Origin of the sequence: Prochlorococcus marinus XMU1412 (assembly GCF_017696315.1) — a bacterium.
GTDB classification, from domain to species: domain Bacteria; phylum Cyanobacteriota; class Cyanobacteriia; order PCC-6307; family Cyanobiaceae; genus Prochlorococcus_A; species Prochlorococcus_A marinus_AF.
This window is the reverse complement of the sequence record NZ_JAAORJ010000004.1, coordinates 460,967-486,749: the sequence shown is the minus strand read 5'-3', so window position 1 is coordinate 486,749 and position 25,783 is coordinate 460,967. Positions and strand designations below refer to the sequence as shown.

The 25,783-nt window shown below is 33.6% G+C and carries 37 protein-coding genes and 2 tRNA genes; 29 read left to right on the top strand and 10 right to left on the bottom strand.

The window, feature by feature from the left end:
* Positions 1–9 precede the first annotated feature (9 nt).
* A tRNA-Arg gene (locus tag HA152_RS09190) sits at positions 10–83 on the bottom strand.
* Between the two features lie 77 nt (positions 84–160).
* On the opposite strand from HA152_RS09190, the gene recF reads away from it, so the two are divergent.
* Positions 161–1,252, top strand: a complete 1,092-nt coding sequence (recF, locus tag HA152_RS09185; protein WP_209135847.1) for a DNA replication/repair protein RecF — start codon at positions 161–163, stop codon at positions 1,250–1,252.
* A 52-nt stretch (positions 1,253–1,304) separates the two neighbouring features.
* On the top strand, positions 1,305–1,739 hold the full coding sequence (speD, locus tag HA152_RS09180; protein ID WP_209135696.1) for an adenosylmethionine decarboxylase: 435 nt from the start codon (positions 1,305–1,307) through the stop codon (positions 1,737–1,739).
* A gap of 6 nt (positions 1,740–1,745) precedes the next feature.
* On the opposite strand, the gene larE is transcribed toward speD, so the two are convergent.
* Positions 1,746–2,570: an ATP-dependent sacrificial sulfur transferase LarE gene (gene larE, locus HA152_RS09175; protein ID WP_209135694.1), complete on the bottom strand. Its 825-nt coding sequence runs from the start codon at positions 2,568–2,570 to the stop codon at positions 1,746–1,748.
* Between the two features lie 108 nt (positions 2,571–2,678).
* Between larE and HA152_RS09170 the strand changes: the two genes are divergently transcribed.
* On the top strand, positions 2,679–3,839 hold the full coding sequence (locus HA152_RS09170) for a cob(I)yrinic acid a,c-diamide adenosyltransferase (protein WP_209135692.1): 1,161 nt from the start codon (positions 2,679–2,681) through the stop codon (positions 3,837–3,839).
* Positions 3,840–3,858: 19 nt separating this feature from the next.
* Here HA152_RS09170 and moeB read toward each other — a convergent pair whose 3' ends face one another.
* Positions 3,859–4,998 (bottom strand): molybdopterin-synthase adenylyltransferase MoeB, encoded by a 1,140-nt coding sequence (moeB, locus tag HA152_RS09165; RefSeq protein ID WP_209135690.1) that lies wholly within the window; start codon positions 4,996–4,998, stop codon positions 3,859–3,861.
* Between the two features lie 293 nt (positions 4,999–5,291).
* Between moeB and HA152_RS09160 the strand changes: the two genes are divergently transcribed.
* Positions 5,292–5,657 (top strand): CAAD domain-containing protein, encoded by a 366-nt coding sequence (locus tag HA152_RS09160; protein WP_011819180.1) that lies wholly within the window; start codon positions 5,292–5,294, stop codon positions 5,655–5,657.
* 7 nt (positions 5,658–5,664) lie between these two features.
* On the opposite strand, the gene HA152_RS09155 is transcribed toward HA152_RS09160, so the two are convergent.
* Positions 5,665–6,543, bottom strand: a complete 879-nt coding sequence (locus HA152_RS09155; RefSeq protein WP_209135688.1) for a fructosamine kinase family protein — start codon at positions 6,541–6,543, stop codon at positions 5,665–5,667.
* 4 nt (positions 6,544–6,547) lie between these two features.
* On the opposite strand from HA152_RS09155, the gene crtD reads away from it, so the two are divergent.
* Positions 6,548–8,053: a C-3',4' desaturase CrtD gene (gene crtD, locus HA152_RS09150; RefSeq protein WP_209135686.1), complete on the top strand. Its 1,506-nt coding sequence runs from the start codon at positions 6,548–6,550 to the stop codon at positions 8,051–8,053.
* Here the strand turns inward: crtD and HA152_RS09145 are convergent.
* Entirely contained in the window at positions 8,043–8,882 is an 840-nt protein-coding gene (locus HA152_RS09145; protein ID WP_209135684.1) for a prephenate/arogenate dehydrogenase, read from the bottom strand. The genes crtD and HA152_RS09145 overlap by 11 nt on opposite strands.
* A 95-nt stretch (positions 8,883–8,977) precedes the next feature.
* Between HA152_RS09145 and HA152_RS09140 the strand changes: the two genes are divergently transcribed.
* Positions 8,978–10,426 carry a DNA helicase gene (locus HA152_RS09140; RefSeq protein WP_209135682.1) on the top strand — a complete coding sequence of 483 codons (1,449 nt, stop codon included), beginning with the start codon at positions 8,978–8,980 and terminating at the stop codon, positions 10,424–10,426.
* A 29-nt stretch (positions 10,427–10,455) separates the two neighbouring features.
* Positions 10,456–10,701 (top strand): DUF2839 domain-containing protein, encoded by a 246-nt coding sequence (locus tag HA152_RS09135; protein WP_025895071.1) that lies wholly within the window; start codon positions 10,456–10,458, stop codon positions 10,699–10,701.
* A 2-nt stretch (positions 10,702–10,703) separates the two neighbouring features.
* Here HA152_RS09135 and recA read toward each other — a convergent pair whose 3' ends face one another.
* From recA to ndhN, 5 genes are all read right to left on the bottom strand, one after another.
* Positions 10,704–11,801: a recombinase RecA gene (recA, locus tag HA152_RS09130; protein ID WP_209135680.1), complete on the bottom strand. Its 1,098-nt coding sequence runs from the start codon at positions 11,799–11,801 to the stop codon at positions 10,704–10,706.
* Positions 11,802–11,914: 113 nt separating this feature from the next.
* Complete coding sequence (locus HA152_RS09125; protein ID WP_209135678.1) at positions 11,915–12,691, bottom strand: HAD family hydrolase; 777 nt, start codon at positions 12,689–12,691, stop codon at positions 11,915–11,917.
* 16 nt (positions 12,692–12,707) lie between these two features.
* A tRNA-Gln gene (locus tag HA152_RS09120) sits at positions 12,708–12,779 on the bottom strand.
* A 94-nt stretch (positions 12,780–12,873) separates the two neighbouring features.
* Positions 12,874–13,881 carry an LdpA C-terminal domain-containing domain gene (locus tag HA152_RS09115; protein ID WP_209135676.1) on the bottom strand — a complete coding sequence of 336 codons (1,008 nt, stop codon included), beginning with the start codon at positions 13,879–13,881 and terminating at the stop codon, positions 12,874–12,876.
* Positions 13,882–13,886: 5 nt separating this feature from the next.
* The gene (gene ndhN / locus HA152_RS09110; protein WP_011819171.1) at positions 13,887–14,363 is read right to left on the bottom strand and encodes an NAD(P)H-quinone oxidoreductase subunit N; all 477 of its coding nucleotides are present in this window, start codon (positions 14,361–14,363) and stop codon (positions 13,887–13,889) included.
* A 279-nt stretch (positions 14,364–14,642) separates the two neighbouring features.
* Between ndhN and rplC the strand changes: the two genes are divergently transcribed.
* The 22 genes from rplC (at position 14,643) to rpsM (ending at position 25,752) form a co-directional block, all read left to right on the top strand.
* Positions 14,643–15,296 (top strand): 50S ribosomal protein L3, encoded by a 654-nt coding sequence (gene rplC / locus HA152_RS09105; protein ID WP_209135674.1) that lies wholly within the window; start codon positions 14,643–14,645, stop codon positions 15,294–15,296.
* Positions 15,293–15,925 (top strand): 50S ribosomal protein L4, encoded by a 633-nt coding sequence (gene rplD / locus HA152_RS09100; RefSeq protein WP_209135672.1) that lies wholly within the window; start codon positions 15,293–15,295, stop codon positions 15,923–15,925. The genes rplC and rplD overlap by 4 nt, the downstream gene beginning before the upstream one ends.
* Entirely contained in the window at positions 15,922–16,224 is a 303-nt protein-coding gene (locus tag HA152_RS09095; RefSeq protein ID WP_011377190.1) for a 50S ribosomal protein L23, read from the top strand. The genes rplD and HA152_RS09095 overlap by 4 nt, the downstream gene beginning before the upstream one ends.
* A 12-nt stretch (positions 16,225–16,236) precedes the next feature.
* Positions 16,237–17,100, top strand: a complete 864-nt coding sequence (gene rplB, locus HA152_RS09090) for a 50S ribosomal protein L2 (RefSeq protein WP_209135670.1) — start codon at positions 16,237–16,239, stop codon at positions 17,098–17,100.
* A 37-nt stretch (positions 17,101–17,137) separates the two neighbouring features.
* Positions 17,138–17,416 (top strand): 30S ribosomal protein S19, encoded by a 279-nt coding sequence (rpsS, locus tag HA152_RS09085; protein ID WP_011819167.1) that lies wholly within the window; start codon positions 17,138–17,140, stop codon positions 17,414–17,416.
* On the top strand, positions 17,413–17,799 hold the full coding sequence (rplV, locus tag HA152_RS09080; RefSeq protein WP_025895064.1) for a 50S ribosomal protein L22: 387 nt from the start codon (positions 17,413–17,415) through the stop codon (positions 17,797–17,799). The genes rpsS and rplV overlap by 4 nt, the downstream gene beginning before the upstream one ends.
* Positions 17,799–18,530, top strand: a complete 732-nt coding sequence (gene rpsC, locus HA152_RS09075) for a 30S ribosomal protein S3 (RefSeq protein ID WP_011819165.1) — start codon at positions 17,799–17,801, stop codon at positions 18,528–18,530. The genes rplV and rpsC overlap by 1 nt, the downstream gene beginning before the upstream one ends.
* 11 nt (positions 18,531–18,541) lie before the next feature.
* The gene (gene rplP, locus HA152_RS09070; protein ID WP_209135667.1) at positions 18,542–19,015 is read left to right on the top strand and encodes a 50S ribosomal protein L16; all 474 of its coding nucleotides are present in this window, start codon (positions 18,542–18,544) and stop codon (positions 19,013–19,015) included.
* Positions 19,012–19,230 (top strand): 50S ribosomal protein L29, encoded by a 219-nt coding sequence (rpmC, locus tag HA152_RS09065; RefSeq protein WP_209135665.1) that lies wholly within the window; start codon positions 19,012–19,014, stop codon positions 19,228–19,230. The genes rplP and rpmC overlap by 4 nt, the downstream gene beginning before the upstream one ends.
* Positions 19,231–19,239: 9 nt before the next feature.
* Positions 19,240–19,506, top strand: a complete 267-nt coding sequence (gene rpsQ / locus HA152_RS09060) for a 30S ribosomal protein S17 (RefSeq protein ID WP_011819162.1) — start codon at positions 19,240–19,242, stop codon at positions 19,504–19,506.
* Positions 19,503–19,868: a 50S ribosomal protein L14 gene (gene rplN, locus HA152_RS09055; RefSeq protein WP_002807235.1), complete on the top strand. Its 366-nt coding sequence runs from the start codon at positions 19,503–19,505 to the stop codon at positions 19,866–19,868. The genes rpsQ and rplN overlap by 4 nt, the downstream gene beginning before the upstream one ends.
* Complete coding sequence (gene rplX / locus HA152_RS09050) at positions 19,869–20,225, top strand: 50S ribosomal protein L24 (protein WP_011819161.1); 357 nt, start codon at positions 19,869–19,871, stop codon at positions 20,223–20,225.
* Positions 20,226–20,299: 74 nt separating this feature from the next.
* Complete coding sequence (gene rplE, locus HA152_RS09045; protein WP_011819160.1) at positions 20,300–20,839, top strand: 50S ribosomal protein L5; 540 nt, start codon at positions 20,300–20,302, stop codon at positions 20,837–20,839.
* 9 nt (positions 20,840–20,848) lie between these two features.
* The gene (rpsH, locus tag HA152_RS09040; protein WP_209135663.1) at positions 20,849–21,250 is read left to right on the top strand and encodes a 30S ribosomal protein S8; all 402 of its coding nucleotides are present in this window, start codon (positions 20,849–20,851) and stop codon (positions 21,248–21,250) included.
* A 12-nt stretch (positions 21,251–21,262) separates the two neighbouring features.
* Positions 21,263–21,802: a 50S ribosomal protein L6 gene (gene rplF, locus HA152_RS09035; RefSeq protein ID WP_011819158.1), complete on the top strand. Its 540-nt coding sequence runs from the start codon at positions 21,263–21,265 to the stop codon at positions 21,800–21,802.
* 14 nt (positions 21,803–21,816) lie between these two features.
* The gene (rplR, locus tag HA152_RS09030) at positions 21,817–22,185 is read left to right on the top strand and encodes a 50S ribosomal protein L18 (protein ID WP_209135660.1); all 369 of its coding nucleotides are present in this window, start codon (positions 21,817–21,819) and stop codon (positions 22,183–22,185) included.
* A gap of 16 nt (positions 22,186–22,201) precedes the next feature.
* Positions 22,202–22,822: a 30S ribosomal protein S5 gene (gene rpsE, locus HA152_RS09025; protein ID WP_209135658.1), complete on the top strand. Its 621-nt coding sequence runs from the start codon at positions 22,202–22,204 to the stop codon at positions 22,820–22,822.
* 5 nt (positions 22,823–22,827) lie between these two features.
* Positions 22,828–23,286: a 50S ribosomal protein L15 gene (gene rplO, locus HA152_RS09020; RefSeq protein ID WP_209135656.1), complete on the top strand. Its 459-nt coding sequence runs from the start codon at positions 22,828–22,830 to the stop codon at positions 23,284–23,286.
* A 29-nt stretch (positions 23,287–23,315) separates the two neighbouring features.
* Positions 23,316–24,635, top strand: a complete 1,320-nt coding sequence (gene secY / locus HA152_RS09015; protein WP_025968327.1) for a preprotein translocase subunit SecY — start codon at positions 23,316–23,318, stop codon at positions 24,633–24,635.
* The gene (locus tag HA152_RS09010; RefSeq protein ID WP_209135654.1) at positions 24,635–25,183 is read left to right on the top strand and encodes an adenylate kinase; all 549 of its coding nucleotides are present in this window, start codon (positions 24,635–24,637) and stop codon (positions 25,181–25,183) included. The genes secY and HA152_RS09010 overlap by 1 nt, the downstream gene beginning before the upstream one ends.
* Before the next feature lie 45 nt (positions 25,184–25,228).
* Positions 25,229–25,345: a 50S ribosomal protein L36 gene (gene rpmJ, locus HA152_RS09005; protein ID WP_011377173.1), complete on the top strand. Its 117-nt coding sequence runs from the start codon at positions 25,229–25,231 to the stop codon at positions 25,343–25,345.
* Between the two features lie 41 nt (positions 25,346–25,386).
* Positions 25,387–25,752 (top strand): 30S ribosomal protein S13, encoded by a 366-nt coding sequence (gene rpsM, locus HA152_RS09000; protein WP_002807728.1) that lies wholly within the window; start codon positions 25,387–25,389, stop codon positions 25,750–25,752.
* Positions 25,753–25,783 lie beyond the last annotated feature (31 nt).

Sequence of the window (25,783 nt, the reverse complement as noted above, 5' to 3'; positions counted from 1 at the left end):
ATAATTTTACGAGCATGGAGGGATTCGAACCCCCGACTCTCAGAACCGGAATCTGATGCTCTATCCAACTGAGCTACATGCCCTTTAATTTTTCAATTTCTTTAAAGAGAATCTAAATATTTTAAACTTAGCTAATTTAATTAATGAATGCACAAAAAAAATTTTTTTAAATAAATTAAAAATTAAAAATTTTCGGAACCATAAAAGTTTTGAAATTGATCTAAAAGAGCAAAGAGCAATTGTTCTTGGCTGCAATGGTATTGGTAAGTCAAATTTACTTGAATCGGTTGAATTTTTAAGTCAATTAAAATCTAATAGAGCACTAAGCGATAAAGATTTAATACAGAACGACAGTGATATGGCTGTAGTTATAGGACAAATAAATTTTAAAGACGATTTAAAGTTAAATTTATTCCGAAAAGGCCCTAAAAGAATTTATGTGAATGAATCAATCTTGAAAAAACAGAGTGAAATAAAGAATTATATTCGGAGTGTATGTTTCTGTTCTAATGATATAGATATTGTGAGAAGTGAACCCAGTTATAGAAGAACATGGATTGATAAAGTCGTATCTCAGCTTGAACCAGTATATTTAGACCTGATAAGTAGATTTAATAGGCTTTTAAAACAAAGAAGTCATTTTTGGCGTTCGGAAAGTTTCTTAAAAACACAATCCACAGATATTGTTGAAAGCTTTGATATTCAAATGTCAATAATAAGTACAAGAATTTTTAGGCGTAGAAGAAGAGCTTTATTAAAAATAAAACCATATGTTGAATATTGGCATAATCATTTAAGTAAATCTCAAGAGCAAATAGACATAAATTATCTTTCGGGGATACAAAATATAAGTCAAGAAGAAGAAGAAGAAGAAGTTATTAGTAAAAAAATAGCAGAACAGCTCTTAAATCAGCGTTCAATAGAAGCATTGACTGGTAAATGTAATTTTGGACCTCATCGTGATGATGTTGAGTTTCTAATCAATAATGTTTCAGTTAGAAAATATGGTTCCTCAGGACAGCAAAGGACTTTTATCTTGGCTTTAAAGATGGCAGAACTCGATTTATTAAATAAAACATTAAATGTTCCTCCAATACTTATATTGGACGATGTCTTGGCGGAATTAGATTTAACTAGGCAAAATTTGTTATTAAATTCTGTGGGTAAAGATAGTCAATGTTTTATAAGTGCGACACATTTAGATAAATTTAATCAGTCTTTCTTAGGCTCGTCACAAATGATTCACTTATAATTTAAAAGGTGCATGATTTTTAGCTAATCTTAATTTCATATAAATTTCTTAAATGGAACTCTACAAAAAAAATCAAATTTTAAGTTCTTTAAGTGATGAGCAAAAATTAAGTCATCAAAGTAAACACCTTTTGTTGGAACTTTATGGATGTGATCGCGAAAAATTAAATGACGAATCCTTTTTGCGCTGCATTTTAAATAGAGCTGCCAAATTGGCAAATGCAACAGTTTTGAATTTGATAAGTAATAAATTTGAGCCTCAGGGGGTCACGGCAATTGCATTACTTGCAGAATCTCATATTTCAATACATACTTGGCCTGAATCTAATTATACGGCAGTCGATATTTTTACATGTGGTCAGAATATGATGCCTGAACTAGCTAGTCAATATTTAATCGAATCTTTGATGGCTAAGGAACATACTTTGCGAGTCATTGAGCGAAATCCACCTTCAGAAGTCTCTAAACAGATCAGAACGGTTGTTTGACAATATTTACCTATTCAATTTTCCGCTTACTAGTCCCTCAAGATCTAAACTTGTGCAATTAAATCCTAAATTAGAAAAATATTGAACTAACTCATTAAAATTATATTTGTTAAAAAAATGTTTTAATTCATCTTGGGGAATTTCTATTCTTGCAGTTGAGCCTTGGCATCTAACTCTAACCTCCGATAATCCACATTCTTTGAGATATTCTTCTGCTTTCTCAACCATTTTTAGTCTTTCACTAGTTATTTCATGGCCATAAGGAAATCTTGATGATAAGCAAGGTTGAGCAGGTTTATCCCACCAAGGAAAACCCAATGCTCTTGATATATCCCTAATGTCTTGTTTTGAGACTTTAAATTTTGCAAGAGGAGAGATAACTCCTGCTTGTTTTGAGGCTTGTATACCTGGTCTGTAATCTTTAAGATCATCCAGATTGACTCCATCTAGAACAATCTTGTAATTAAGTTTTTTAGAGAGGTAGGTTGTATGTTTGTGAAGCTCTTTTTTGCATGCAAAGCACCTATCCTTAGGATTTTCACTATAACTTGATTGGTCTAATTCTGATGTTTGTATTTCTAAATGTTTTACTCCAATCCATTTTGCTTGCCTTCTTGCTTCTTCACGAAGAGTATTGGCTAATGCAGGAGATATACCAGTTATAGCAATTGCTTTGCTACCTAATTGCTCAAATGCTAATGATGCTACTAATGTACTGTCAACTCCTCCGGAATAAGCAATACAAACACTATCAAGATTCTTAATGTATCTTCTAATTGTATAAAGCTTTTCACTTTGTTCATCAGAGAGAATTTCTAGTTGATTGAACATGCTAATTACTTTAAAATTCAAATTACCTATGAATAGGTTGAATTTATTATTAAATTTTTAATAATATTCTTATCTATATCTTAGATTAAATTCATTAATTTTGTTCAATTGACAAATACGAGTAGAAATAGAGGAATTGGAATTGTCACAGCAAGTGACAGTCAAGAGAGATCAAAAGGTCAATTACATATTTATGATGGAGAGGGTAAAGGAAAAAGTCAGGCAGCATTGGGAGTAGTTCTCAGGACAATAGGATTAGGAATATGCGAAAAAAGACAGTCAAGAGTTTTACTTCTAAGATTTTTAAAAGGCCCTGAGAGGCCATATGACGAAGATTCAGCTATAGAGGCTTTACAAAGAGGGTTCCCACATTTAATTGATCATGTAAGGACAGGAAGATCAGAATTCTTTACTGCTGACCAAGTCACAAAGTTTGATGTTGGTGAGGCTGAAAGAGGTTGGAATATTGCTAAAGGAGCAATTGCTAGTTCTCTTTATTCTGTAGTTGTACTCGATGAGTTGAATCCAGTTCTAGATTTAGGAATGCTTGATATTAATGAAGTAGTTAATTCTCTTCAAAATCGTCCAGATGGATTAGAAATAATTATTACTGGAAGGGCAGCCCCGCCCTCTTTGGTAAGAATATCTCAACTCCATTCTGAAATGAGACCACGTTTGATAGGAGATTTATCAGAATTAACCAAACAAAGTAGTTCTAGTGGTGGAATTGAGATTTATACAGGTGAAGGAAAGGGTAAATCCACAAGTGCACTCGGTAAGGCTCTTCAAGCTATCGGTAAAGGAATATCTCAAGATAAAAGTCATAGAGTATTAATATTACAGTGGTTAAAAGGTGGAAATGGTTATACCGAAGATGCTGCCATAGAAGCTTTGAGAGAGAGTTACCCTCATTTAGTAGATCATTTACGTTCAGGAAGAGATGCCATCGTATGGAGAGGTCAGCAACAACCAATTGATTATGTTGAGGCTGAAAGAGCATGGGAAATTGCTAAAGCTGCTATTTTGTCTGGTTTGTATAAGACAATCATATTAGATGAATTGAATCCAACTGTTGATTTAGAGTTGCTTCCTGTGAAATCAATACATCAAACGCTCTTAAAAAAACCAGCAGATACGGAAGTTGTAATTACTGGGAGGTGTAAAAATGAACCTTCATACTTTGAACTAGCTGATGTTTATTCTGAAATGGTTTGTCATAAGCATTATGCAAATGTGGGAGTTGATTTGAAAAGAGGTGTAGATTACTAATAATTCTTAAAAATTAATTTCACAATATTTTTTTTACCTTTTCGATACCGCCGTTAATAGATCTTGACTGAATTTTGAATTTAGACAAGATTCTTGAAGCTTTTTCAGAACGTTTCCCCGATTTACATATAGTGAAAACCTCTTTATTTAAACTTTCTTTTTGAATAAATTTTAAGTCAGATTCTTGGTTCAAATGACTTAAGGGAATTGAGATAGATCCCTCAATTGCAGATGTAGAAAATTCTTCATTTTCTCTAACATCAATTAAAAGAATTTTGTTGGGTTTTGCTTTGAATAAACTATTAAAGTCATTAGCATTGATACTGTTAATTTCATTATTATTCTCACAATATTCGTTAATATTATAAAAGCCTTTAAACTGTGTAAGATTTTTTATTCTTTTATTTGATTGATCACTTTTTAGATGCAATTTTTTCATATTCATATTCAATAGATCAAAAATTAAAATCTTCCCATCTAAAATTTCACCTTTTTTTAAAATTATTTTGATAATTTCATTAACCTGAAGAATTCCTATTAAACCTGTTGAAACACCCACAACCCCGTATTCTGAACAACTAGGGGCAGCATTTTTTGAAGGTGATTCTGGAAGTAAATCTCTTAAATTAGGGCTATTTTTATATAGATTGAAAACACTCACTTGCCCTTCAAAGCCTTGTACACTTCCAAAGACTAAAGGTTTATTTAATATTAGGCATGAATCATTTATTAAATATCTTGTGCCAAAGTTATCCGAGCAATCACAAATAACATCAAACTCCTTTATTAATTCAAGAGCATTTTTAGGATTAATTCTCTCTGAAAAGGTTAATATTTCACAATTAGGATTGAATTTTTTAATTCTTTCCTTAGCAGAATCAATTTTAAGATTGCCAATGGTATTTGTTTCATGAATTATCTGTCTCTGGAGATTAGACTTTTCAACTTGATCATTATCAACTATTCCAATTCTCCCAATTCCTGCTGCAGCTAGATAAAGCAAAACGGGAGACCCAAGCCCACCTGCTCCAATACATAACACAGAGCTGTTTTTAAGATTTAGTTGGCCCTCATAACCTATCTCTTTGAGGGTAAGGTGTTTTTGATATCTTTCTTCTTCATCAGAGTTTAAGAAATTAAATTTTATATCTTTGGACATTGAGATCCTTTGATTTTTGCGAGCTAAACTATGAAAATATAATAATTGAAATAAAAATTTTAGACTTTTAAATTTTTCTTATTGCTCTGATTTATTAATGTTTTTGTTAGAACTAGATGATAATGTGAAGTTTTTATAAATCAATTTTAAGTTCAAATATCTTGAGAAAGCCTATATACTAACGTTTCTAAAAAATACAAAATGTTTCGGTTCGGAATTTTGCACAACAAAAAGGTAGTCAATAGACGTTTTTTCCGATACTGTCTGGTTCATATATTAAGTTTACTGAATTCATGAGTGATAACACTCCAGAGTCAAACCAAGACTCCGGCTCCGATACAAGCTCAGAAACCAAAAGTTTTTCAGAGAAGTACTCTGATGTTATGGGAAAAGTCAACGAAACCCTTGGTAATGTTGATTGGACTCAAATGGGTAAGTACGGCAAGGCGGCAGGCATAATTGCTGTTGTCGTAATAGCTCAGATAATAATTAAAGTTGTCATTGACACGATAAACTTTTTCCCAATTCTCCCTGGTTTACTAGAACTACTGGGCGTAATTGTTGTCGGTCAATGGAGCTGGCAAAATCTTCGTACCAGTGAAAATCGTGAAGCTGTTTTAGATAAGGTACAAAATCTTAAGAAGACATATTTAGGGTAGTTAAAGATTACATATTAAGAATTGCTTTTACGTAATCTTCAACTTGTTTTAAGTACCCTCCTCCAAACATATTGGCGTGATTCAATATGTGATAAAAATTATAAATAATAATTCTTTTTTCAAATCCGTTTTTTTTAGGAAAAATTCTATGATATTCTTCATAAAATTCTTTTCTAAAACCTCCAAATAGTTTTGTCATAGCTATATCTACTTCATTATCTGCCCACCAAGATGCAGGGTCAAATATAACCCCCTTTCCATTTTTGTCCATTCCTGCATTTCCTGACCATAAATCACCATGAACTAGAGCATTTATTGGTTTGTGCTTCAGCAATTCTGATTTAATTTTTTCTTTAACTTTATTTATAATTTCCTTATCTATAATTTTCGATTCAAGAATTAATAATTGAGGTATTATCCTTAAGTTTAAAAAACAATCTATCCAATTATTTTCTAAGCCTTTTTTCTGATCTGTTGTTCCGATAAAACCCTCAACTGGAAACCCAAACATTTTGGGGTTAGATTCAGCTGATTTCAAGTGCAATTCACCTAAACCTTTTCCAAGCTTTTTTTGGTGAAAGTTATGCATATCTATCCATTCAATTAAAAGAATCTCTGTATTTTTTATATTTTTATATGCAATAACTTCAGGAATAACTAAGTTTTCTTGATTAATGTATTTTCTCAAATTTTGGAGACAATATTTTTCAAATTCAAGAAATTTTTTGTTTCTAATGTTTCTTTTAAGGAATAACTTTTTGTTTGAGAATTCTATTCGCCATGCATTATGAATATCGCCACCATGTACTTGTTCAATACTTTTTGGATAGGTTTCACCTAATTCTTCACAAATTTCGTTAATTTCAATAGGAGATAATTTTTGCATTTTAATGAAAAAGTCTGAAGTTATTGTTGTAGGCGCCGGTATAGCAGGACTAACTTCTGCAGCGATTTTATCAAAACAAGGCTTATCAGTGACTTTAATCGAATCTCATACTCAAGCCGGAGGATGTGCCGGTACTTTTAAAAGAAAGAATTATACTTTCGATGTTGGCGCAACTCAGGTTGCTGGTTTAGAGAAAGGAGGAATACATTCTAGAATTTTTGATTATTTAGATATTCCATCCCCAGAAGCCACAATTTTAGACCCTGCTTGCATTGTTGATTTAAATGATGGTGGTAATCCTATACCTATTTGGTATGAAAAAAGTAAATGGATTGCTGAACGAGAAATGCAGTTTCCTGGGAGTCAAAGATTTTGGAAGCTTTGTACCCTAATACATGAAAGTAATTGGATATTTGCTAATAATAATCCTGTATTACCAATAAGTAATTTTTGGGATTTTTCTCAACTTCTCAAAGCACTAGTACCTTCAAACCTTGTCACAAGTATCTTACTTAAATCTACTATTTTTGATCTATTGCGGATATGTGGATTATCCAAGAATGAGCGATTGATTAAATTCTTAAATCTTCAACTAAAACTTTATTCTCAAGAGGACGTTTATAGTACTGCAGCATTATATGGATCTACTGTTCTTCAGATGTGTCAACAGCCACATGGTCTGTGGCATCTTAAAAAATCTATGCAGTCTTTAAGTGAATCATTAGAAAGTTCATTAATTAAAACTGGAGTTAATTTAATTTTTGGACAAGAAGTTAATTCTATAACTTTTGACGACGTAAATATGTGTTGGCAACTATCTGCTAATTCGAAAAAAAAATCATTTATTTATCAAGCAAAAGATGTGATTTATACCGCGCCTCCACAATCTTTGCTCAAGCATTTGAAAGATCCTTTAGAAAGAAAAAAAAATTATAAACATCGACTTAATAATTTGCCTGATCCAAGTGGAGCTGTAGTTTTTTATTCAGCATTAAAAAAGGAACATATTAAAAAAACATGCTCCAATCATTATCAATTTGTTTCAAAAGAATTTTGTTCGTTATTTGTATCAATTAGTGATGATGGTGATGGAAGAGCGCCAAAAGGTGAGGTTACTTTAATTGCCAGTATCTTTACCAAAACTAAAGATTGGTTTGATCTAGATAAACAAACTTATTTAAAGAAAAAAAATGGTTTCATGAAAAAAATATCCCTTGAATTGGAAAGTCAATTTGATATTGATCCTGAAAAATGGCTACATAGAGAATTAGCAACTCCATTGGGCTTTGAAAAATGGACAAAAAGACCTAATGGAATAGTAGGCGGGCTTGGTCAAAATCCAGATATTTTTGGTTTATTTGGATTATCAAGTAGGACACCTTTTGAAGGTTTATGGTTATGTGGAGATTCGATTTATCCAGGAGAGGGGACTGCAGGTGTTAGTCAGTCTGCATTAATGGTTTCAAGGCAAATTTTAGCTTCCAAAGGTATAGAAAATTTTAGTTTATAAAATTTTGTCTGTTTTCTTTTGCTTCAGCAAGTTTTTTAGAAAGTAAATCCCAATTTTTTTCTTTAATAAGAGATTCCAGTATATTCAGCTTATTTTTAAAATTATTTATGGAATTTAAAACATTAATCTGATTATTAATAGCTAAATCTAGGCCTAGTTGTTCATTGCCTCCGCCAACTCTCGAAGTGTCAGCGAATCCTGTAGCAGCTAATTTTTGCGAGAGATCTAATAAAGATTGATTATTTTTTGTTTGCGCAGTTTCTATGAGGGCAGAAGCTAAAAATATAGGCAAATGAGAAATTAGAGATACTGCTTCATCATGCTCTTTTGGCGAAGCTTGGCAAATTTCACAATCCATTGATTTTATGAGCTCGGAAATAGTTCTGACTGAATTTAAATCACTATTTTGTGTTGGGGTAATAATCCATTTTGCATTTTTAAAAAGACCTTCAAAACCTGAATCAACTCCTTTTTTTTCTGTGCCTGCCATTGGATGAGATCCAATAAATAGAGGATGTGAATTTTCCCATGTATTTACAATTGGTTCTTTTACAGACCCTACATCAGTTAGTATTGTCTCCTCAGGTATTGATGCTACTAATTGTCGCGACGGATTGATCAAATCTTTGATAGGTAATGCCAAAATTATTAGCTCACATTTTTTTAATAAGCTCAGATCACAGCTCACAAAATTTGCAAGTTTTTTATCCTTAGCTTTTTTTTCATTAAATTCATTATTTGCTATTCCATAAATTGTATGATTTAGACTTTGGAGTTTTAATCCTAAAGAACCACCAATTAATCCTAATCCTACTATTCCAATTTTCATAAATTAATTAATTCAAGACCCTCTTTTATTGATACCAATTTTTTGTATATTAGGTTCATAAATTTTGCATGTTTTTGAAATTAAATTAATTATAAATGCTTGAAATTTTAAGTCATCAATATTTGAAAAATTTTTTGAGAGATCAAAGTATTAATTGGGAGCACATATATTCTTTTGGGAGGATAGTTTCCAAATGTATTGAAAATGATTCTACCTATCTAATTAATTCAGAAATTTTCTCTAGCTATGATTGGTTACCTCCAATTTTGATTTCTTTATTTTTAAAGGAAGAGGATTCAACTTTTATTTTATCTAAAGAAAAAATCCAATTTATAAGCCAATTTCAGATTGATTCATTGAAAAATCTAGGTTTTAATTTTATTTTGAAAAATGATCAATTTATTTTTGCAAATCATCATGTTAATTTGATAACTATCCAAAATTTTCTTAATGATCCCAATTCTCGTAATCTTAGAAATCATCGAATAGTTTATTCAGGAATTGAGGATATAAAACAGGATTTAAAAAATCATTTTAGGATTTCTTTACTTAAAAAGGATTGGACAAAAAATTTTAGAGAATTTGAATTAATCAATCAAAAATTTATAAAAGTATATGATTCGTTGAAGAAAAAGTTCTTCTTGAGAAAGGTCTTAGGAAATAGTTATATCAGTTTAGATGAAAAAGAAATTAGGTTTTTGTCAAACTTTTTTTATGAAAATTCTTTTTTTTCTGATAAATTTTCAAGCGTCAACAAAGCATTATCTCAAGGTTGGGCATGCTGGGTAAAGTTAAACGATACAAATTTAGATTGGAATTTGTATTTACAGCCAATAGATGAACTTTTTCAAATTAAGGAATTTTTTTCAAATAATAAATTTGTTTTTTTATCAGCATTGAGAAAAGATAATTTTTTCCAGATGTATTTTAAAAAGCATAGTTTAGATATTGACTTGGTTATTAATTTTAAGAGTAATTTTGAAGAGAAAAAGATTTCTTTATATATACCCACTAAACAGTTGCTTCCTAATAATCCTCTTTTTACCAATTCAATCTTGGACAAATGCAAAAAGTTAATACTTTTTAGAAAGGGTTTAACTTTAGTGTTGTCTGATGATATTGATTTAAAAACTAATCTTGCTACAGAATTAGCTTCTACTTACGGGAAGAGAGTATTACTTGAGACAATTCCCTCAGGAAGAAATGAAATCCTTTGCTCTAGTTTTGACTGGTGGATTATGAATTCTTATTTAATTCAAATTCCAGAACAAATTATCATTCCTTTACTTCCAATTCCGAATATGTCAGAACCCATTAATGCAATTACTGTCTCTCATAAAAATAAGCTTTCTCAAGATTGGTTTAGAGACTTCTTTCTTCCTCAAGCTAGAATTAAACTTGAAAGATCTATTTCTCCTTTAAGAAGAAATTCAGGTAAGTTAATAATTCTAGATGGAAGAGCAAATAAAAGAAACTGGGGAAGATTACTTTTGCAAAACATTCAACCCTCAAAACAAATTAACTATATGCTACCTTTTGATTAGTTTATGATTTTGTAAATAACTAAAGAAATATGGGAGAAGCAAAAAGACGTAAAACACTTGGTTTACCTCCAAAAAAAAATAATACTAAAACTAAAATTGATGAATCTCCAAGATTATTTGAATGGCTTCCCTTTACAATCAATCAAAGAGATAACCTAATTAAATTAAGTATTAAGGCCAGTTGGTTTGGAATCGGAGGGTTAGTAATCTTATGGATTGTAGTGAGATTTATAGGCCCTGCTGCTGGGTGGTGGACTTTAGCTGATTCTTTATAAATCTAAGCTACTGTTTTTATATCATTAACAGCGATTGTATTAGCAGGGCTGCTATTTAATGCTTTCATTGAATTAGAACTGACTTCAGTTCCTTCTGTTAATTTCTCTTTAACCATCGATTCTACTTTATTCCTGATTTCTAAGTTTTGATCAAGCCAAAGAATTGTATTATCTCTTCCTTGTCCAATATTTTCTCCTTCATAATTATACCAAGCACCTCTCCTTATGATGATATTAGTCTCTTCTGCTAAATCTAATAAGCATCCTGTTGTACTAATACCTTTCCCAAAGAGAATATCAAATTCTGCAATTCTAAATGGTGGTGCAACTTTGTTTTTTGCTACTTTCACTTTTGCTCTTATGCCATATTCCTCAGTACCTCTTTTAAGAGTTTGAATTCTTCTGATATCAAGTCTTACTGAGGCGTAAAATTTTAATGCATTACCTCCTGTGGTTGTTTCTGGATTACCGTATGTAACGCCAATTTTTAGGCGTAATTGATTCAGGAATATTACCGTACATCCAGATTTGCCAATATTTCCTGTTATTTTCCTCATTGCTTGGCTCATTAGCCTTGCTTGGCTTCCAATTACGTGATCTCCCATCTCTCCTTCTATCTCGGCTCTTGGGGTTAGTGCTGCGACCGAGTCAACAACAACAAGATCTACCGCACTCGATCTTATGAGTTGGTCAACTATTTCTAGAGCCATTTCACCAGTATCTGGCTGTGAAACTAATAAATTTTCAACATCAACACCTAAAGAGGCCGCATAAACTGGATCGAGTGCATGCTCAGCATCTACAAATGCAGCTACTCCTCCATTTTTTTGGACTTCCGCAATCGCGTGAAGCGTTAATGTAGTTTTTCCTGAACTTTCTGGTCCGTAAACTTCTACTACTCTTCCTTTTGGATAGCCTCCTCCTAATGCTAAATCTAATGTGAGCGCTCCAGTAGATATTGTTTCTACTTTCATTCTTGAGGCGTCACCAAGTCTCATTATTGAACCTCGTCCAAAATTTCTTTCTATTTGACCTAAGACAAGACTTAATGCCTTGTCTTTTTCTTTTGATTCAGTTTTTTTCTTTTCTTCAAGGCTCATTTGTCTGATTTATCGGTTAAAGTTCTTGTAATTATTCTAAATTTGGAAATTTTTATTTAAACCAAACTTCATAAATACAAACTATAGTACATCTGTACTCTAGCTGATTATCTTTAAATTGCAACTAATTCTCCAAGGTTTCCTAATTTTAATAATTTGATTTCATTACTTAGCTTATTTTTATCTGATTCTTTCAAATATCCCCAATCAGCTAGGAAGCATGGAATGTGAGAAGTTTCTGAATTTTGTTTAATATCGATTAGAGTTTTTTTTCTATCTTCTATAAAGCCTAAAATTTCATAAGTTTGTGTGACTTTTTCAGCTATTTTGATTTTTGTTCCTGATTCATAACCAAAAATAAATTCTGGAAAAATATTTAATTGTTTAAGAATTTTTTCTGCAAATATTTTACCTTTAGTTGTTATAACTCCAGTTTTTATTCCTCTTTTGCTTAATTCTTTCATAAAATTTATAATTTCAAAAAAAGGTTTATGTAAATTTACCCACGATTTAAAATCTTTATCAATTTGGTACTTGCGAGACTTATCTAACATTTTTTGTATATCTTCTGCTATCCAAGAATTTTCATTTAATATCCTCTGGCAATTTTGATGATAATTATTAATGAAATCATCTTTATTATCACTTTTTAATGGATTTTCTGTTTTTATAATTTCGTGAACAATTAGAATCATTTCCCAACCATATTTAACCCAAGGCCTAATTTCTTTGAAAGAATTTGGTACTCCTTGATAAAGTTTTTGATCAATAGTGATGTTGGGTGAATTTAAATATCTTTCACAGGCCAGCAAGGAGCTATGCCAATATTCTTGCATTCCATCAACTATTACTCCATCAAAATCAAATAGAAAAATTTTTTGAGAAGACACCAATTGAATATTAGAACTGGGCCGCTAGGATTCGAACCTAGGAATGTCGAGACCAAAACCCGATGCCTTACCACTTGGCGACGGCCCATTGAATTACTATTTTAATACATGAAAAGATTTTTTTCTATCCAAAAAATACAAATTTTTTATAAACATGGCGCTAGTTTTGAAAAATAAAAATATTATTTGAATGAGCTCGATTTCCATGGCTCTAGAAATTTCTGAGCTTTTTTGATCGCCAAACCCATTATTTCAGGATAGTCATAGAGTTTTTTGTTATTTTTGTGAGCAAATTCTATAAGGGGCTGCATAATTTTTCTTGCAGCACTTCCAAATGCTATTCCATCTGGGAGATTGTTTGAATTCAACAATTCATGAGTTTTTTCATTTGTTCCTCCTGCTAATTGAATTAATCCTGGTGGAAGATCTGAACCGATTTTTTCAAACAACTTAACAGCATCTCTACTTGTTGTAGGAGCAAGATCTCCAGACATTGGCCTTCCATCTAGTTGCCAAATAAGGGGAATATCTAGCTTATTCAGAATTTCATATCTTTCCCAAAGAGCTTTCAAAAGATCTTCGGGCTCTTGGGCTTGTTTGAAAGATTGATTTAATCCACAACTAATAGATATCTTGTCAAATTTTATTCCAGAACTTTGAAGGATTCTTACAACTTTTGTGAAAGAATCTAGGCGATTGATTTCTGTATGAATTTCTACTGCATTAGGCCTTATTTTTTGAAGTGTTGATGCTAAATCATTTTTTGACAAATTATATTCATATTCACTAATTAGATTTAGAGGACAACTATTTAAACATCTTCCACATCCATAACATTTACTCTCTTTAATTCCGAAATTATCAATTGCAAAGGTGGGGCATACTTTTTCACATGGTCTTGGACAACTAGGGGGACATTTTAAAGGATCAAATTTTGCTTTTCGAAAGTGGATATCATTACCATCACTAATACTTATCATTAATCCAGGGGAGTTTTTAAAGACTTTTTTTGCCCAATCGATTCCTTTTTTTGCTGCATAAACTATAGATTCTTCTGCTGCAACATCTATGTAGTCGACACCAGCAGCAGTATAAATTGCACATAAATCTTCTATGGCAACAATATCTTCATTACTGGCACCACAAATTAACTTAATCCATTTATCTTTTTTATTCTTGGTTTTAATCAAACAATTTAACTTTCAAATTCATCCAAAATATAATTACTTAATGGTTTCCATTCAAGTTTTCTTGAACCCCCCATTTCAACAACTATTGTTAGTTTATTATCGTTAGTGCAAATCTCTATTAAGCTTTCTAATTCAGATTGAGATAATACTTGACCTTCTAATAACCAAAGTAATTTATTTTTATCATTTTCATTAAATAACTCAGAAGCTTGTGGGATTACTTGTTGAACTTCCCCAAGCGCTCCGTTTCTTCCTACACTTTGATGACCAAGGTGAGGTGGTCTAACGCCATGCAATTTGAGCAAGAAAACTTCTGGATCTCCAAGCCCTCTTGCTGAAGTTATAAAAGTTTTAAAGCCTTTGGCCCTCATTCTCCTCAAAAGACGAGTTTCATAACCACCTTCAAGAGGAGCAAATATTGCGAGACATTTGTTAGTTTTTAAATCGTTATGAAACTTTTTCCCTGAGAGAAGTAATGGCATAAAAATTTCCTTTATTTCTATTTTATTTTATTTTATGGTACTTGATGATGTACAATTGTGATTCAGTGAATTTTTAAGCTCGCAAGCTAGCCGAGCCTCTGAAAATTTCACATTTTTTAGCGTTTCGTTAAAAAACTCAGGTGGGTTTATCCCGAGAGAAACTATCTATTATTTCAGATAAGTCTCGACCTTACTAATTGTTTTTTTATTAACTTCACCTTAATAACTGAAGGGTTTAGATAATTGAAAAATTATTACGAGCTAGCCTAATTTAGTCTTATGTCTATCGGAATTTTAGGAAAGAAATTGGGCATGTCCCAACTTTTCGATGATAAAGGTAATTCGGTACCAGTTACTCTTATAGAAGCTGGTCCGTGCCGCGTCACTCAATTGAAAACAGCTGCTTTGGATGGTTATACCGCCGTTCAGATAGGTTATGGCTTGTCCAAAGAGAAGCATTTAAACAAACCTGAAAAGGGACACTTATTAAAATCAGGTGAAGAACTTTTAAAGCATTTGAAAGAATATAGGGTTGAAGAAACTTCATCTTATGAAATCGGTAAACAAATAACTGTAAAAAACTTTGAGGTTGGTCAAAAAGTTGATATCAGTGGCAAATCTATGGGTAGAGGTTTTTCAGGTTACCAGAAAAGACATGGTTTTAGCAGAGGTCCTATGAGTCATGGTTCAAAAAATCATAGAGCACCAGGATCTACAGGAGCAGGAACAACTCCGGGTAGAATTTATCCAGGGAAAAGAATGGCAGGAAGATATGGAGGAAAACAGATAACTACCAAAGGATTGTTAGTTCTAAAAATTGATGATCAGAAGAATTTGCTTGTAGTAAAGGGTTCTGTTCCAGGTAAGCCCGGCTCAATTGTCAACATTAAGCCAAATAATGTTGTAGGCAAAAAAGGAGGTGAAAAATCATGACAACACTTGAAACTTTAAAGTGGGATGGTAAAAAATCAGGCAAAGTTACTCTTGATTTAGCAGTTGCTAAAGAAACTTCTTCGGCAGACTTAATCCATAGAGCAGTCCTTAGACAGCTAGCAAATAAAAGACAAGGGACAGCATCAACTTTGACAAGATCTGAAGTGCGCGGGGGCGGTAGAAAGCCATACAAACAGAAAGGTACAGGAAGAGCTCGTCAAGGATCAATAAGGACACCCTTAAGACCTGGTGGCGGAATTATTTTTGGACCGAAGCCACGTTCTTACAATCTTGATATGAATCGTAAGGAACGTAGATTAGCTCTTAGAACAGCTCTTATGTCCAGAGTATCTGATATGAAGGCTGTTGAAGATTTTGGATCTACTTTAAAGCAGCCTAAAACAAGTGATATCATCAATGGCCTTGCTCGATTAGGTATACAAAAAACTGAAAAAGTCTTGATTATTCTTGATAGCCCTTCCGATATTATAAAAAAATCCATTAATAATATTGAGAAAGTAAAATTAATCGCCGCCGATCAATTAAATGTATTTGATATTCTCAATGCCAATAAATTGGTAATAGGTCAATCAGCGATAGATAAAATTCAGGAGGTTTATGCATCATGAGTAAATTATTCGATTCTCGTTTAGCCGATGTAATACGAAAGCCTGTCATTACTGAAAAAGCTACAAATGCACTAGATCTTAACCAATATACTTTCGAAGTAGATCATAGAGCTGCTAAACCACAAATAAAGGCAGCTATTGAAGCCTTGTTCAGTGTTAAAGTCATAGGAGTTAACACTATGAACCCTCCTAGGAGAACAAGAAGAGTCGGGAAATTTTCCGGTAAACGTTCTCAGGTCAAGAAGGCAATTGTACGTCTTGCTGAAGGAGACAAAATCCAACTATTTCCAGAATCTTAAGGAGTTTTAATCATGGCAATACGTAAATTTAAACCTTACACACCTGGCACTAGGCAGAGAGTAGTTACTGACTTTAGTGAAATCACAAGTGCAAAACCTGAAAGATCACTAATAGTTTCAAAACATAGAGTTAAAGGCAGGAATAATCGTGGAGTTATCACTTGTCGTCATCGTGGAGGTGGTCACAAAAGGCAATATAGATTGGTTGACTTTAGAAGAGATAAAAGAAATATCAACGCTAAAATTGCAGCTATACATTACGATCCTCATAGAAATGCAAGGTTGGCACTTTTATTTTACGAAGATGGAGAGAAAAGATATATTATCGCTCCAGCAGGAGTAAAAGTCGGACAAAATGTAATTTCTGGAGAAAGTGTTCCAATTGAAGATGGAAATGCCATGCCTCTTTCTGTTATGCCATTAGGATCTAGTGTTCATTGTGTTGAGTTATACGCAGGTAGGGGTGCTCAAATGGTTAGATCCGCAGGAGCTAGTGCTCAAGTTATGGCAAAAGAGGGAGATTATGTTGCTTTAAAGCTCCCATCTACTGAGGTAAGACTTGTAAGAAAAGAATGCTATGCAACTCTTGGTGAAGTAGGTAATTCTGAAATAAGAAATACTAGCTTAGGTAAAGCAGGAAGAAGAAGATGGCTTGGAAGAAGGCCTCAAGTAAGAGGTAGTGTAATGAACCCATGTGATCATCCACATGGAGGAGGAGAGGGAAAAGCACCAATTGGTAGAGCAGGCCCAGTTACTCCATGGGGTAAGCCAGCTCTTGGACTAAAGACACGTAAAAAGAACAAACCAAGTAATAAATTAGTTGTTCGAAGACGCCGTCGCGTTTCTAAGAGGAGTAGAGGAGGAAGAGACTCTTGATTACTTCATTTATTATTTCAATTTCTATTACATAATCATGGGACGTTCACTAAAAAAAGGACCTTTTATAGCAGATAGCCTGCTCAAGAAGGTAGAAAAACAAAATACCGATAATGACAAGTCTGTTATCAAAACTTGGTCAAGATCCTCTACGATTTTACCTTTAATGATCGGTCACACAATCGCTGTACATAATGGCAAGACTCACATTCCAGTATTTATTACTGAACAAATGATTGGTCATAAACTCGGTGAATTTGCTCCTACACGCACTTACCGAGGTCATATAAGAGATAAGAAAGGAGCAAAATCATGACAAAAACACCTGAAACAACAAAAACAGCAATTGCTCATGGGAATTATGTTCGCGGATCAGCCTCTAAAGTGAGAAGAGTTTTGGATCAAATAAGGGGTAGATCTTATAGAGATGCATTGATTATGTTGGAATTTATGCCTTACAGATCTACAGACCCCATTACTAAAGTTCTAAGATCTGCTGTTGCTAATGCAGAACATAACCTTGGAATGGATCCATCTACCCTAGTTATTTCCTCTGCATGGGCTAATAGTGGTCCAGTAATGAAAAGGTATAGACCCAGAGCTCAAGGTCGAGCTTTTTCAATTAAAAAACAGACTTGCCACATCAGTATTTCTGTTGAGTCTGCTCCTACTCAAACTAATGCGGAGGTACAAAACTAATGGGACATAAAATACATCCTTCTGGACTAAGATTAGGAATTACACAAGAGCATCGCTCTAAGTGGTTTGCTACTTCTAAAACATATCCAATTCTTCTCCAAGAAGATTTTAAAATTCGTACCTTCATACAAAAAAAATATGGAGCAGCAGGAATTAGCGATGTCTTAATAGCAAGAAAAGCTGACCAACTGGAACTTGAATTAAAAACAGCAAGACCAGGAGTTATAGTTGGAAGACAAGGAAGTGGTATCGAAGAATTAAGATCTGGCATTCAAAAAACTATAGGTGATAGAACAAGGCAAGTCAGAATAAACGTTGTTGAAGTTGAACGCGTAGACGCTGATGCTTTTTTACTTGCTGAATATATTGCTCAACAACTAGAAAAAAGAGTCGCCTTTAGAAGAACTATTAGGATGGCCTTACAAAGGGCTCAAAGGGCTGGAGTTCTAGGTCTTAAAATTCAAGTAGGGGGAAGGTTGAATGGTGCTGAAATAGCAAGAACTGAATGGACTAGAGAAGGTAGAGTTCCATTACATACATTGAGAGCTGAAATTGACTATGCAACACGAGAAGCTAATACAACTTACGGTGTTCTAGGCATTAAAGTTTGGGTTTTCAAAGGTGAAGTTCTCCCTAAAGAAGAACAAACTATCCCTGTTGGTGCGAGCCCTAAGAGGAAAGCTAGTAGAAGACCTCAGCAATTTGAGGATCGTTCAAATGAGAATTCATAGGAGGTATAAAAATGCTTAGTCCAAAACGTACTAAATTCCGTAAACAACATAGAGGCAGAATGAGGGGTGTAGCCTCAAAAGGTAATACTATTGCATTCGGTCAATTTGCTCTCCAAGCTCAAGACTGTGGCTGGGTAACTGCACGTCAGATTGAAGCAAGCAGAAGAGCTATGACCAGATATATCAAACGTGGTGGTCAAATCTGGATAAGAATATTTCCTGATAAACCCGTAACCATGAGACCTGCCGAAACCAGAATGGGTTCTGGTAAAGGTAATCCAGAGTTTTGGGTCGCAGTAGTAAAACCTGGAAGAATACTTTTTGAAATGGGTGGTGAGGATATCACTGAGGAAATTGCAAAGGAAGCTATGCGTTTGGCTCAATACAAACTTCCTGTAAAAACTAAATTTATTTCCATTGATAAAAATCTAGACAATTCCTCCCAAGAAAATACCAAAAAATCTCAAGAGGAGGTTAAACAATGAAAAACTCAGAGTCACTTAAGGAATTTAAAAAATTAAATTCTGAACAAATTACAGAAAAGATTGACCAATTACGAAAAGATCTTTTTGACTTGAGATTCAAGCAAGCTACAAGACAGCTCAATGAAACTCATAAATTTAAAATTATCAAGACACAAATTGCGCAATTACTCACTCTCAGTAAGAGTGAATCTGCTTCTAAAACAACTTCTGATTAATTATTAGTTATGGCACTTAAAGAAAGAATTGGTACTGTTGTCAGCGACAAAATGGATAAAACAGTTGTTGTTGCTGTTATTAACAGATATCCACATCCTACTTATAAAAAAATTGTAAGTAGAACTACACGATATAAGGCGCATGATCCAGAAAATACATGTGTTTTAGGTGATCGAGTTAAAATTAGAGAAACTAGACCGCTCAGTGCTCATAAAAGATGGGCAATAGAAGAGATTCTCAATAAAACAAGTCAGGCTAAGGAGGTTAAAAAATGATTCAACAAGAAACTTATTTAACAGTTGCCGATAATAGCGGAGCAAAAAGACTCCAATGTATTCGGGTTTTAGGTTCTAATAGAAGGTATGCGCATGTCGGGGATGTAATCGTAGCAACTGTAAAAGATGCTCTTCCAAATATGGGAGTTAAGAAATCTGAAGTTGTTAAAGCTGTTATCGTCAGAACTAAAGCAACATTAAGAAGAAATACTGGTAATTCAATCAGATTTGATGACAACGCGGCAGTATTGATTAATGAAGATAAGAATCCAAAAGGTACGAGGGTCTTTGGTCCTGTAGCTAGAGAACTGCGGGATAAAAATTATACAAAGATTGTTTCTCTTGCTCCGGAGGTGATTTAAATGTTGGATTCATTAAAGCAAAAGAAAAATTTCCAGAGAATAAAAATGAGAATCAAAACTGGAGATTTGGTAAAAGTAATTAACGGTAAGGACAAAGGTAAAACTGGTGAGGTTTTAAAAACTATCCCTCTTGAAAATAGAGTAGTAGTTAAAGGAATTAACCTTAGGACTAAACACGTAAAACCAACTCAGGAAGGTGAAACTGGCAGAATACTTACAGAAGAAGCATCTTTACATGCATCAAATGTAATGTTCTTTTCAAAGGATAAAAATCTTACAAGTAAGATTGAATATTTTATTGATAAAGAGGGGGTTAAGAAAAGAAGATTGAAGAAAACTGGTGAAGTAATTGATTAATTTTTCATCAGAAACCAGATTTCAACTTTTTCTAATTTATCAATTCTGACAAAGACCAGAATTAACAAAAAATTATGACTCTAAAAAATCGCTACAAAGAATCAATAAGACCAAAACTTCTAAAAGACCTTGGTCTTAAGAATATTCATCAAGTACCTAAAGTTGTCAAAGTCAACGTTAACAGAGGTCTTGGTGAGGCAGCTTCAAATTCGAAAGCTCTTGAAGCCTCTTTAAATGAAATGGCAACAATTACAGGACAAAAGGCTTTAGTAACTAGGGCCAAAAAAGCTATCGCGGGTTTTAAAATTCGTGAGGGCATGCCTATTGGTTGTACTGTAACTTTGAGAGGAGACAGGATGTATTCTTTTTTGGAGAGATTTATAAATCTAGCTTTACCAAGAATAAGAGACTTTAGAGGAGTTAATCCAAAAAGTTTTGATGGGAGAGGTAATTACACCGTTGGCGTGAAAGAGCAATTGATTTTTCCTGAAATCTCTTTTGATAAAATAGATTCAATAAGAGGTATGGATATAACTATTGTCACTAGTGCAAAATCAGATCAAGAAGGTAAAGCTCTTTTGCAGGAGTTAGGAATGCCTTTTAGTAAGAATTAATTTAAAACTATGTCAAATCACGATCCTATTTCAGATATGCTAACTCGAATTAGAAATGCGAGTCAAAAAAAGCATACATCCACAACAATCCCAAGTTCAAAAATGTCCTTAAGTATCGCCAAAGTACTTCAAAAAGAGGGGTTCATTTCTGATATTAATGAGGAAGGTGAAGGTTATAAATCACAAATAATACTCGGCCTCAAATATAGTGGGAAAAACAAATTTCCTACTATTCGATCTATGCAAAGAGTTAGTAAACCTGGTTTGAGAATATATAAAAATACTAGAGGTTTACCAAAAGTTCTTGGAGGTCTTGGAGTTGCCATAATATCAACTTCTAAAGGCGTTATGAGTGATCGCGATGCCAGAAAGCAAGGCATTGGCGGCGAAGTCCTCTGCTATGTTTATTAAGGAGAATTAATCATGTCAAGAATCGGAAAAACACCAGTACTTATTCCAGAGAAAGTTACAGTTGATTTTGATGGATTAACAGTTACAGTTAAGGGCCCAAAGGGTGAGTTAAAACGTCTTATGCCTGAGGGGGTTAGCTTTGATAAGAAAGATAATACTGTTGTCGTAAGTCCTACCACAACCAAAATACATTCAAGGCAGAGACATGGTTTATGTAGAGCTTTAATTGCAAATATGGTTGAGGGAGTTACTCAAGGTTTTTCAAAGAAACTAGAAATTGTAGGCGTTGGATCAAGAGCACAAGTAAAAGGTAAAAATCTAGTTGTAAGTGCAGGATATAGTCATCCTGTAGAAATGATCCCCCCTGATGGTATAACATACAAAGTTGAGAGTAATACAAACGTTACCGTATCTGGAATTGATAAGGAAATTGTTGGCAATGAAGCAGCAAAAATCAGATCAATTAGACCTCCAGAGCCATATAAAGGTAAAGGAATTAAATATCATGATGAGAGAATTCTCAGAAAAGCTGGTAAATCTGGCAAAAAATAATTCCAATTAAAAAAATGACCAAACTTTCCAGGAAATTACAAACCCAAAAAAGACATAGAAGATTAAGGAGATTCTTAATTGGAGACGCAACTCGTCCAAGATTGTCTGTTTTTCGCTCTAATAACCATATTTATGCTCAGGTTATAGATGATAGCGCTCAAACAACTATTTGCTCAGCTTCAACTGTTGATAAAGAACTAAGAGAAAAATCTGAGAAATTACCTTCTGATTGTAGTTCTTCTTCTATTGTTGGAAAATTATTAGCAAAGAGAGCGATAAAAAAAGGTATTAAGCAAGTAATTTTTGATCGTGGAGGTAATTTATATCACGGTAGAGTAAAGGCACTTGCAGATGCTGCTCGTGAAGCCGGCCTAGAATTCTAACTTTTAATTTTTTACTATGACTGACACTCCAACAAAACAAGAAATTCAATCCAAGAACGATAATGTTCCTGCAGCTATGCCCGTAGAACAAAAAAAGAATAATCGTAATGATCGAAAAAGAAATAGAAGAGGTGATTCAAAAAATCTAGAGAGAGATTCTGATTGGCAAGAAAGAGTTGTTCAAATTCGACGCGTTTCTAAGACTGTTAAAGGTGGAAAGAAAATGAGTTTTAGAGCAATTGTTGTAGTTGGTAATGAAAAAGGCCAAGTTGGAGTAGGAGTTGGTAAGGCAGGGGATGTTATTGGAGCGGTGAGAAAAGGAGTTTCAGATGGTAAAAAGAATCTTGTTAGGGTTCCCTTAACTCCAAATAATTCAATACCGACTTTATCTATAGGTCAAGATGGTGCTGCTAATGTACTAATTAGACCAGCTGCCCCAGGTACAGGTGTAATTGCTGGTGGTTCAATAAGAACAGTTTTAGAATTAGCCGGCATAAAAAATGTTTTAGCAAAAAGATTGGGTAGTAAAACACCTTTGAATAATGCTAGAGCTGCTATGGTGGCTCTTTCTCAATTAAGAACACACAAATCTGCCTCAAGGGAGAGAGGCATTTCACTTGAACAGCTTTATTCTTGAAAATTATGACTTCAACATTAAATTCACTTAAATCAAATTCTGGCTCGAGAAAGAAGAAATTAAGAAAGGGTAGAGGTATCGCAGCCGGTCAGGGTGCTTCATGTGGTTTTGGAATGAGAGGGCAAAAGTCACGTTCCGGAAGACCCACACGTCCAGGTTTCGAAGGTGGTCAAATGCCCCTATATAGAAGAGTTCCAAAATTAAAGCACTTTGAAATAATTAATCAAAAGAACTTTTCTATAATTAATTTAGAAAAACTAAATGATTTCAAAGATAACGATACTGTGAACCTAGACTCATTAGTTAAGAAAGGATTGATATTCAAGCCCAAATTTCCTCTAAAAATCCTTGGCAACGGAAAACTTAATGTAAAGTTAAAAGTCCAAGCTCATGCATTTACAAAAATTGCAAAACAAAAAATTGAGGACGCAGGCGGATCCTGCGAGCTTATAAATAATAAATAAATTTACTTAAAATTTAGGTAAGCTTAAAAATGTTTGTCAACAAAAGTAGAAATCCTAGCGCTTCTGAAATACTTTCCCAATTATTTTTAAATAAAGAGCTAAGGAGTAGAGTTTTAACAACTTTAGGTCTTCTCCTTTTAGTAAGACTTGGTATTTATATCCCGATGCCTGGTATTGATAGGGTTGCTTTTAAAAGTTTTATAGATCAAGGGGGTCAACTTATAGGATTTTTAGACATTTTTACTGGAGGAGGAATTTCAACCTTAGGGATATTTGCATTAGGCATACTTCCTTTTATTAACGCATCAATTATTATTCAGCTTCTCACAGCTTCATTGCCGGTGCTTGAAGATTTACAAAAAAATGAAGGAGAAGCGGGAAGAAGAAAAATTGCTCAAATAACTAGATATGTTTCATTAGGATGGGGGTTTTTGCAAAGCATAATTTTTTCCTTAATTCTCAGACAATATGCTATTCAAGGGATAAGTGAAACTACATTTGTCTTGCAAACCTCTATTGCCTTAGTGACTGGCTCAATGTTAGTAATGTGGTTTAGTGAAATTATTACAGAGAAAGGGATAGGTCAAGGAGCTTCACTGGTAATTTTTTTGAATATTGTTTCGACTTTGCCTAAGGCTCTAAGTTCAACCATTGAAAAAGCTCAAACTGGCGATAGAGGAGATGTTTTGGGTATAGCAGTTTTACTTGGAGTATTTTTACTGACAATTGTTGGGATTATTTTTGTCCAAGAGGGAGCAAGACGCATTCCTATTGTTAGTGCAAAAAGGCAGATAGGAAGTTCAACACTACTTCCTACGAGGCAAAGTTATTTACCTTTGAAATTAAATGCAGGTGGAGTCATGCCTATAATATTTGCATCTGCTTTAATCTTTTTACCTATAACTATTGCAAATGTTACGGGTAATCCAGTCTTAATTAAGTTAGCTAGTAGTTTAAATCCCGGATCTTCTAATCCATGGCCATATGCTCTTACTTTCTTCTCCTTGATTTTGGGGTTCTCCTATTTTTATGCATCTCTTACTATTAATCCAGTTGATGTAGCTTCAAATTTAAAGAAAGGAGGAGTAGCGATACCAGGAGTTAGACCAGGAACTAATACAGCAAACTATCTATCAGGTATACAAAATAGGTTAACTTTATTGGGAGGATTATTTCTGGGTTCAGTAGCTATAATCCCAGCTGCAGTTGAAAGAGCTACAAATGTTCAGACCTTTCAAGGTTTAGGAGCGACTTCATTACTTATTCTAGTGGGTGTTGCTATAGATACTGCTAAGCAAATTCAAACTTATGTTATTTCACAAAGGTATGAGGGACTAATTAACAATTAATGAAGAAACATTTACTATTCTTAGGAGCTCCTGGAGCAGGGAAAGGGACTCAAGCGGAATTGCTAAGTCAAACTAATTCTTACTTACACCTTTCTACTGGTGAATTATTAAGAAAAGAAATCGAAATGAATACTACACTTGGTATTCAAGTAAAAGATATTATGAATCGAGGGGAACTTGTTAGTGATGAACTCGTATTAAAGATAGTAAGACATAACTTAGTCAAGGATAATAAAGGTTGGATTCTAGATGGTTACCCAAGAAATTTATCTCAAGCAAATTCATTGAATGAAGTCTTAAATGAAATAGATCAACCTTTGGAAGTGGTTTTTTATTTAGATATTCCAGAAGAAGTGCTAATTAAGCGATTGCTTTTAAGAGGGAGAAAAGATGATACAGAAGAGACAATTAGAACAAGAGTTGCCATTTATAAAAAAACTACAGAACCATTGATTCAATATTTTAAAGATCTTTCATTGTTAGAATATATTGACGCTGATAGAGATTTAAAAACCATTTCCTCCGATATCAAACAAAAAATGGCTTGATCATGATGTAGAATATAGTATTAACGTTTTATTTGTTAATCCCTTATGAAGGTCAGATCTTCAGTCAAAAAAATTAGTCCTGACGATCAGATCGTGAGGAGAAGAGGTAAAATCTATGTTATTAACAAGAAAAGACCTCGCAATAAACAGCGTCAGGGTTAAATTTCAACCCTTTAATTCAAACTTTTACTTATTCAAAACACGTGGCCAGGATTGCAGGAATTGACATACCTCGCGAAAAGCGAGTTGAAATTGCACTAACATACGTTTATGGAATTGGTTTAACGAGATCAAAGCTAATTCTTGCTAATACGGGTGTAAACCCAGATACTCGCGTCAAAGACCTTTCAGATTCTGATGTGCAAAAACTTAGAGGTGCCACAGAAGAATTCACTTTAGAAGGGGATTTGAGAAGAAAAGAGGGAATGGCTTTAAAACGTCTACAAGATATAGGGTGTGTAAGAGGTAGAAGACATAGAATGAGTCTTCCAGTAAGAGGTCAAAGAACTAGAACCAATGCAAGAACAAGACGGGGTTCTAGGAAAACAGTTGCTGGAAGAAAAAAATAATTAACTAAACTATCCACAAACTGAAGTATTA

Coding starts and splice junctions, on each gene's coding strand:
- speD (WP_209135696.1), top strand. CDS start 1,305: ATGGAACTCTACAAAAAAAATCAAATTTTAAGTTCTTTAAGTGATGAG.
- larE (WP_209135694.1), bottom strand. CDS start 2,570: ATGTTCAATCAACTAGAAATTCTCTCTGATGAACAAAGTGAAAAGCTT.
- moeB (WP_209135690.1), bottom strand. CDS start 4,998: ATGTCCAAAGATATAAAATTTAATTTCTTAAACTCTGATGAAGAAGAA.
- HA152_RS09160 (WP_011819180.1), top strand. CDS start 5,292: ATGAGTGATAACACTCCAGAGTCAAACCAAGACTCCGGCTCCGATACA.
- HA152_RS09155 (WP_209135688.1), bottom strand. CDS start 6,543: ATGCAAAAATTATCTCCTATTGAAATTAACGAAATTTGTGAAGAATTA.
- crtD (WP_209135686.1), top strand. CDS start 6,548: ATGAAAAAGTCTGAAGTTATTGTTGTAGGCGCCGGTATAGCAGGACTA.
- HA152_RS09145 (WP_209135684.1), bottom strand. CDS start 8,882: ATGAAAATTGGAATAGTAGGATTAGGATTAATTGGTGGTTCTTTAGGA.
- HA152_RS09140 (WP_209135682.1), top strand. CDS start 8,978: ATGCTTGAAATTTTAAGTCATCAATATTTGAAAAATTTTTTGAGAGAT.
- HA152_RS09135 (WP_025895071.1), top strand. CDS start 10,456: ATGGGAGAAGCAAAAAGACGTAAAACACTTGGTTTACCTCCAAAAAAA.
- recA (WP_209135680.1), bottom strand. CDS start 11,801: ATGAGCCTTGAAGAAAAGAAAAAAACTGAATCAAAAGAAAAAGACAAG.
- ndhN (WP_011819171.1), bottom strand. CDS start 14,363: ATGCCATTACTTCTCTCAGGGAAAAAGTTTCATAACGATTTAAAAACT.
- rplC (WP_209135674.1), top strand. CDS start 14,643: ATGTCTATCGGAATTTTAGGAAAGAAATTGGGCATGTCCCAACTTTTC.
- rplD (WP_209135672.1), top strand. CDS start 15,293: ATGACAACACTTGAAACTTTAAAGTGGGATGGTAAAAAATCAGGCAAA.
- HA152_RS09095 (WP_011377190.1), top strand. CDS start 15,922: ATGAGTAAATTATTCGATTCTCGTTTAGCCGATGTAATACGAAAGCCT.
- rplB (WP_209135670.1), top strand. CDS start 16,237: ATGGCAATACGTAAATTTAAACCTTACACACCTGGCACTAGGCAGAGA.
- rpsS (WP_011819167.1), top strand. CDS start 17,138: ATGGGACGTTCACTAAAAAAAGGACCTTTTATAGCAGATAGCCTGCTC.
- rplV (WP_025895064.1), top strand. CDS start 17,413: ATGACAAAAACACCTGAAACAACAAAAACAGCAATTGCTCATGGGAAT.
- rpsC (WP_011819165.1), top strand. CDS start 17,799: ATGGGACATAAAATACATCCTTCTGGACTAAGATTAGGAATTACACAA.
- rplP (WP_209135667.1), top strand. CDS start 18,542: ATGCTTAGTCCAAAACGTACTAAATTCCGTAAACAACATAGAGGCAGA.
- rpmC (WP_209135665.1), top strand. CDS start 19,012: ATGAAAAACTCAGAGTCACTTAAGGAATTTAAAAAATTAAATTCTGAA.
- rpsQ (WP_011819162.1), top strand. CDS start 19,240: ATGGCACTTAAAGAAAGAATTGGTACTGTTGTCAGCGACAAAATGGAT.
- rplN (WP_002807235.1), top strand. CDS start 19,503: ATGATTCAACAAGAAACTTATTTAACAGTTGCCGATAATAGCGGAGCA.
- rplX (WP_011819161.1), top strand. CDS start 19,869: ATGTTGGATTCATTAAAGCAAAAGAAAAATTTCCAGAGAATAAAAATG.
- rplE (WP_011819160.1), top strand. CDS start 20,300: ATGACTCTAAAAAATCGCTACAAAGAATCAATAAGACCAAAACTTCTA.
- rpsH (WP_209135663.1), top strand. CDS start 20,849: ATGTCAAATCACGATCCTATTTCAGATATGCTAACTCGAATTAGAAAT.
- rplF (WP_011819158.1), top strand. CDS start 21,263: ATGTCAAGAATCGGAAAAACACCAGTACTTATTCCAGAGAAAGTTACA.
- rplR (WP_209135660.1), top strand. CDS start 21,817: ATGACCAAACTTTCCAGGAAATTACAAACCCAAAAAAGACATAGAAGA.
- rpsE (WP_209135658.1), top strand. CDS start 22,202: ATGACTGACACTCCAACAAAACAAGAAATTCAATCCAAGAACGATAAT.
- rplO (WP_209135656.1), top strand. CDS start 22,828: ATGACTTCAACATTAAATTCACTTAAATCAAATTCTGGCTCGAGAAAG.
- secY (WP_025968327.1), top strand. CDS start 23,316: ATGTTTGTCAACAAAAGTAGAAATCCTAGCGCTTCTGAAATACTTTCC.
- HA152_RS09010 (WP_209135654.1), top strand. CDS start 24,635: ATGAAGAAACATTTACTATTCTTAGGAGCTCCTGGAGCAGGGAAAGGG.
- rpmJ (WP_011377173.1), top strand. CDS start 25,229: ATGAAGGTCAGATCTTCAGTCAAAAAAATTAGTCCTGACGATCAGATC.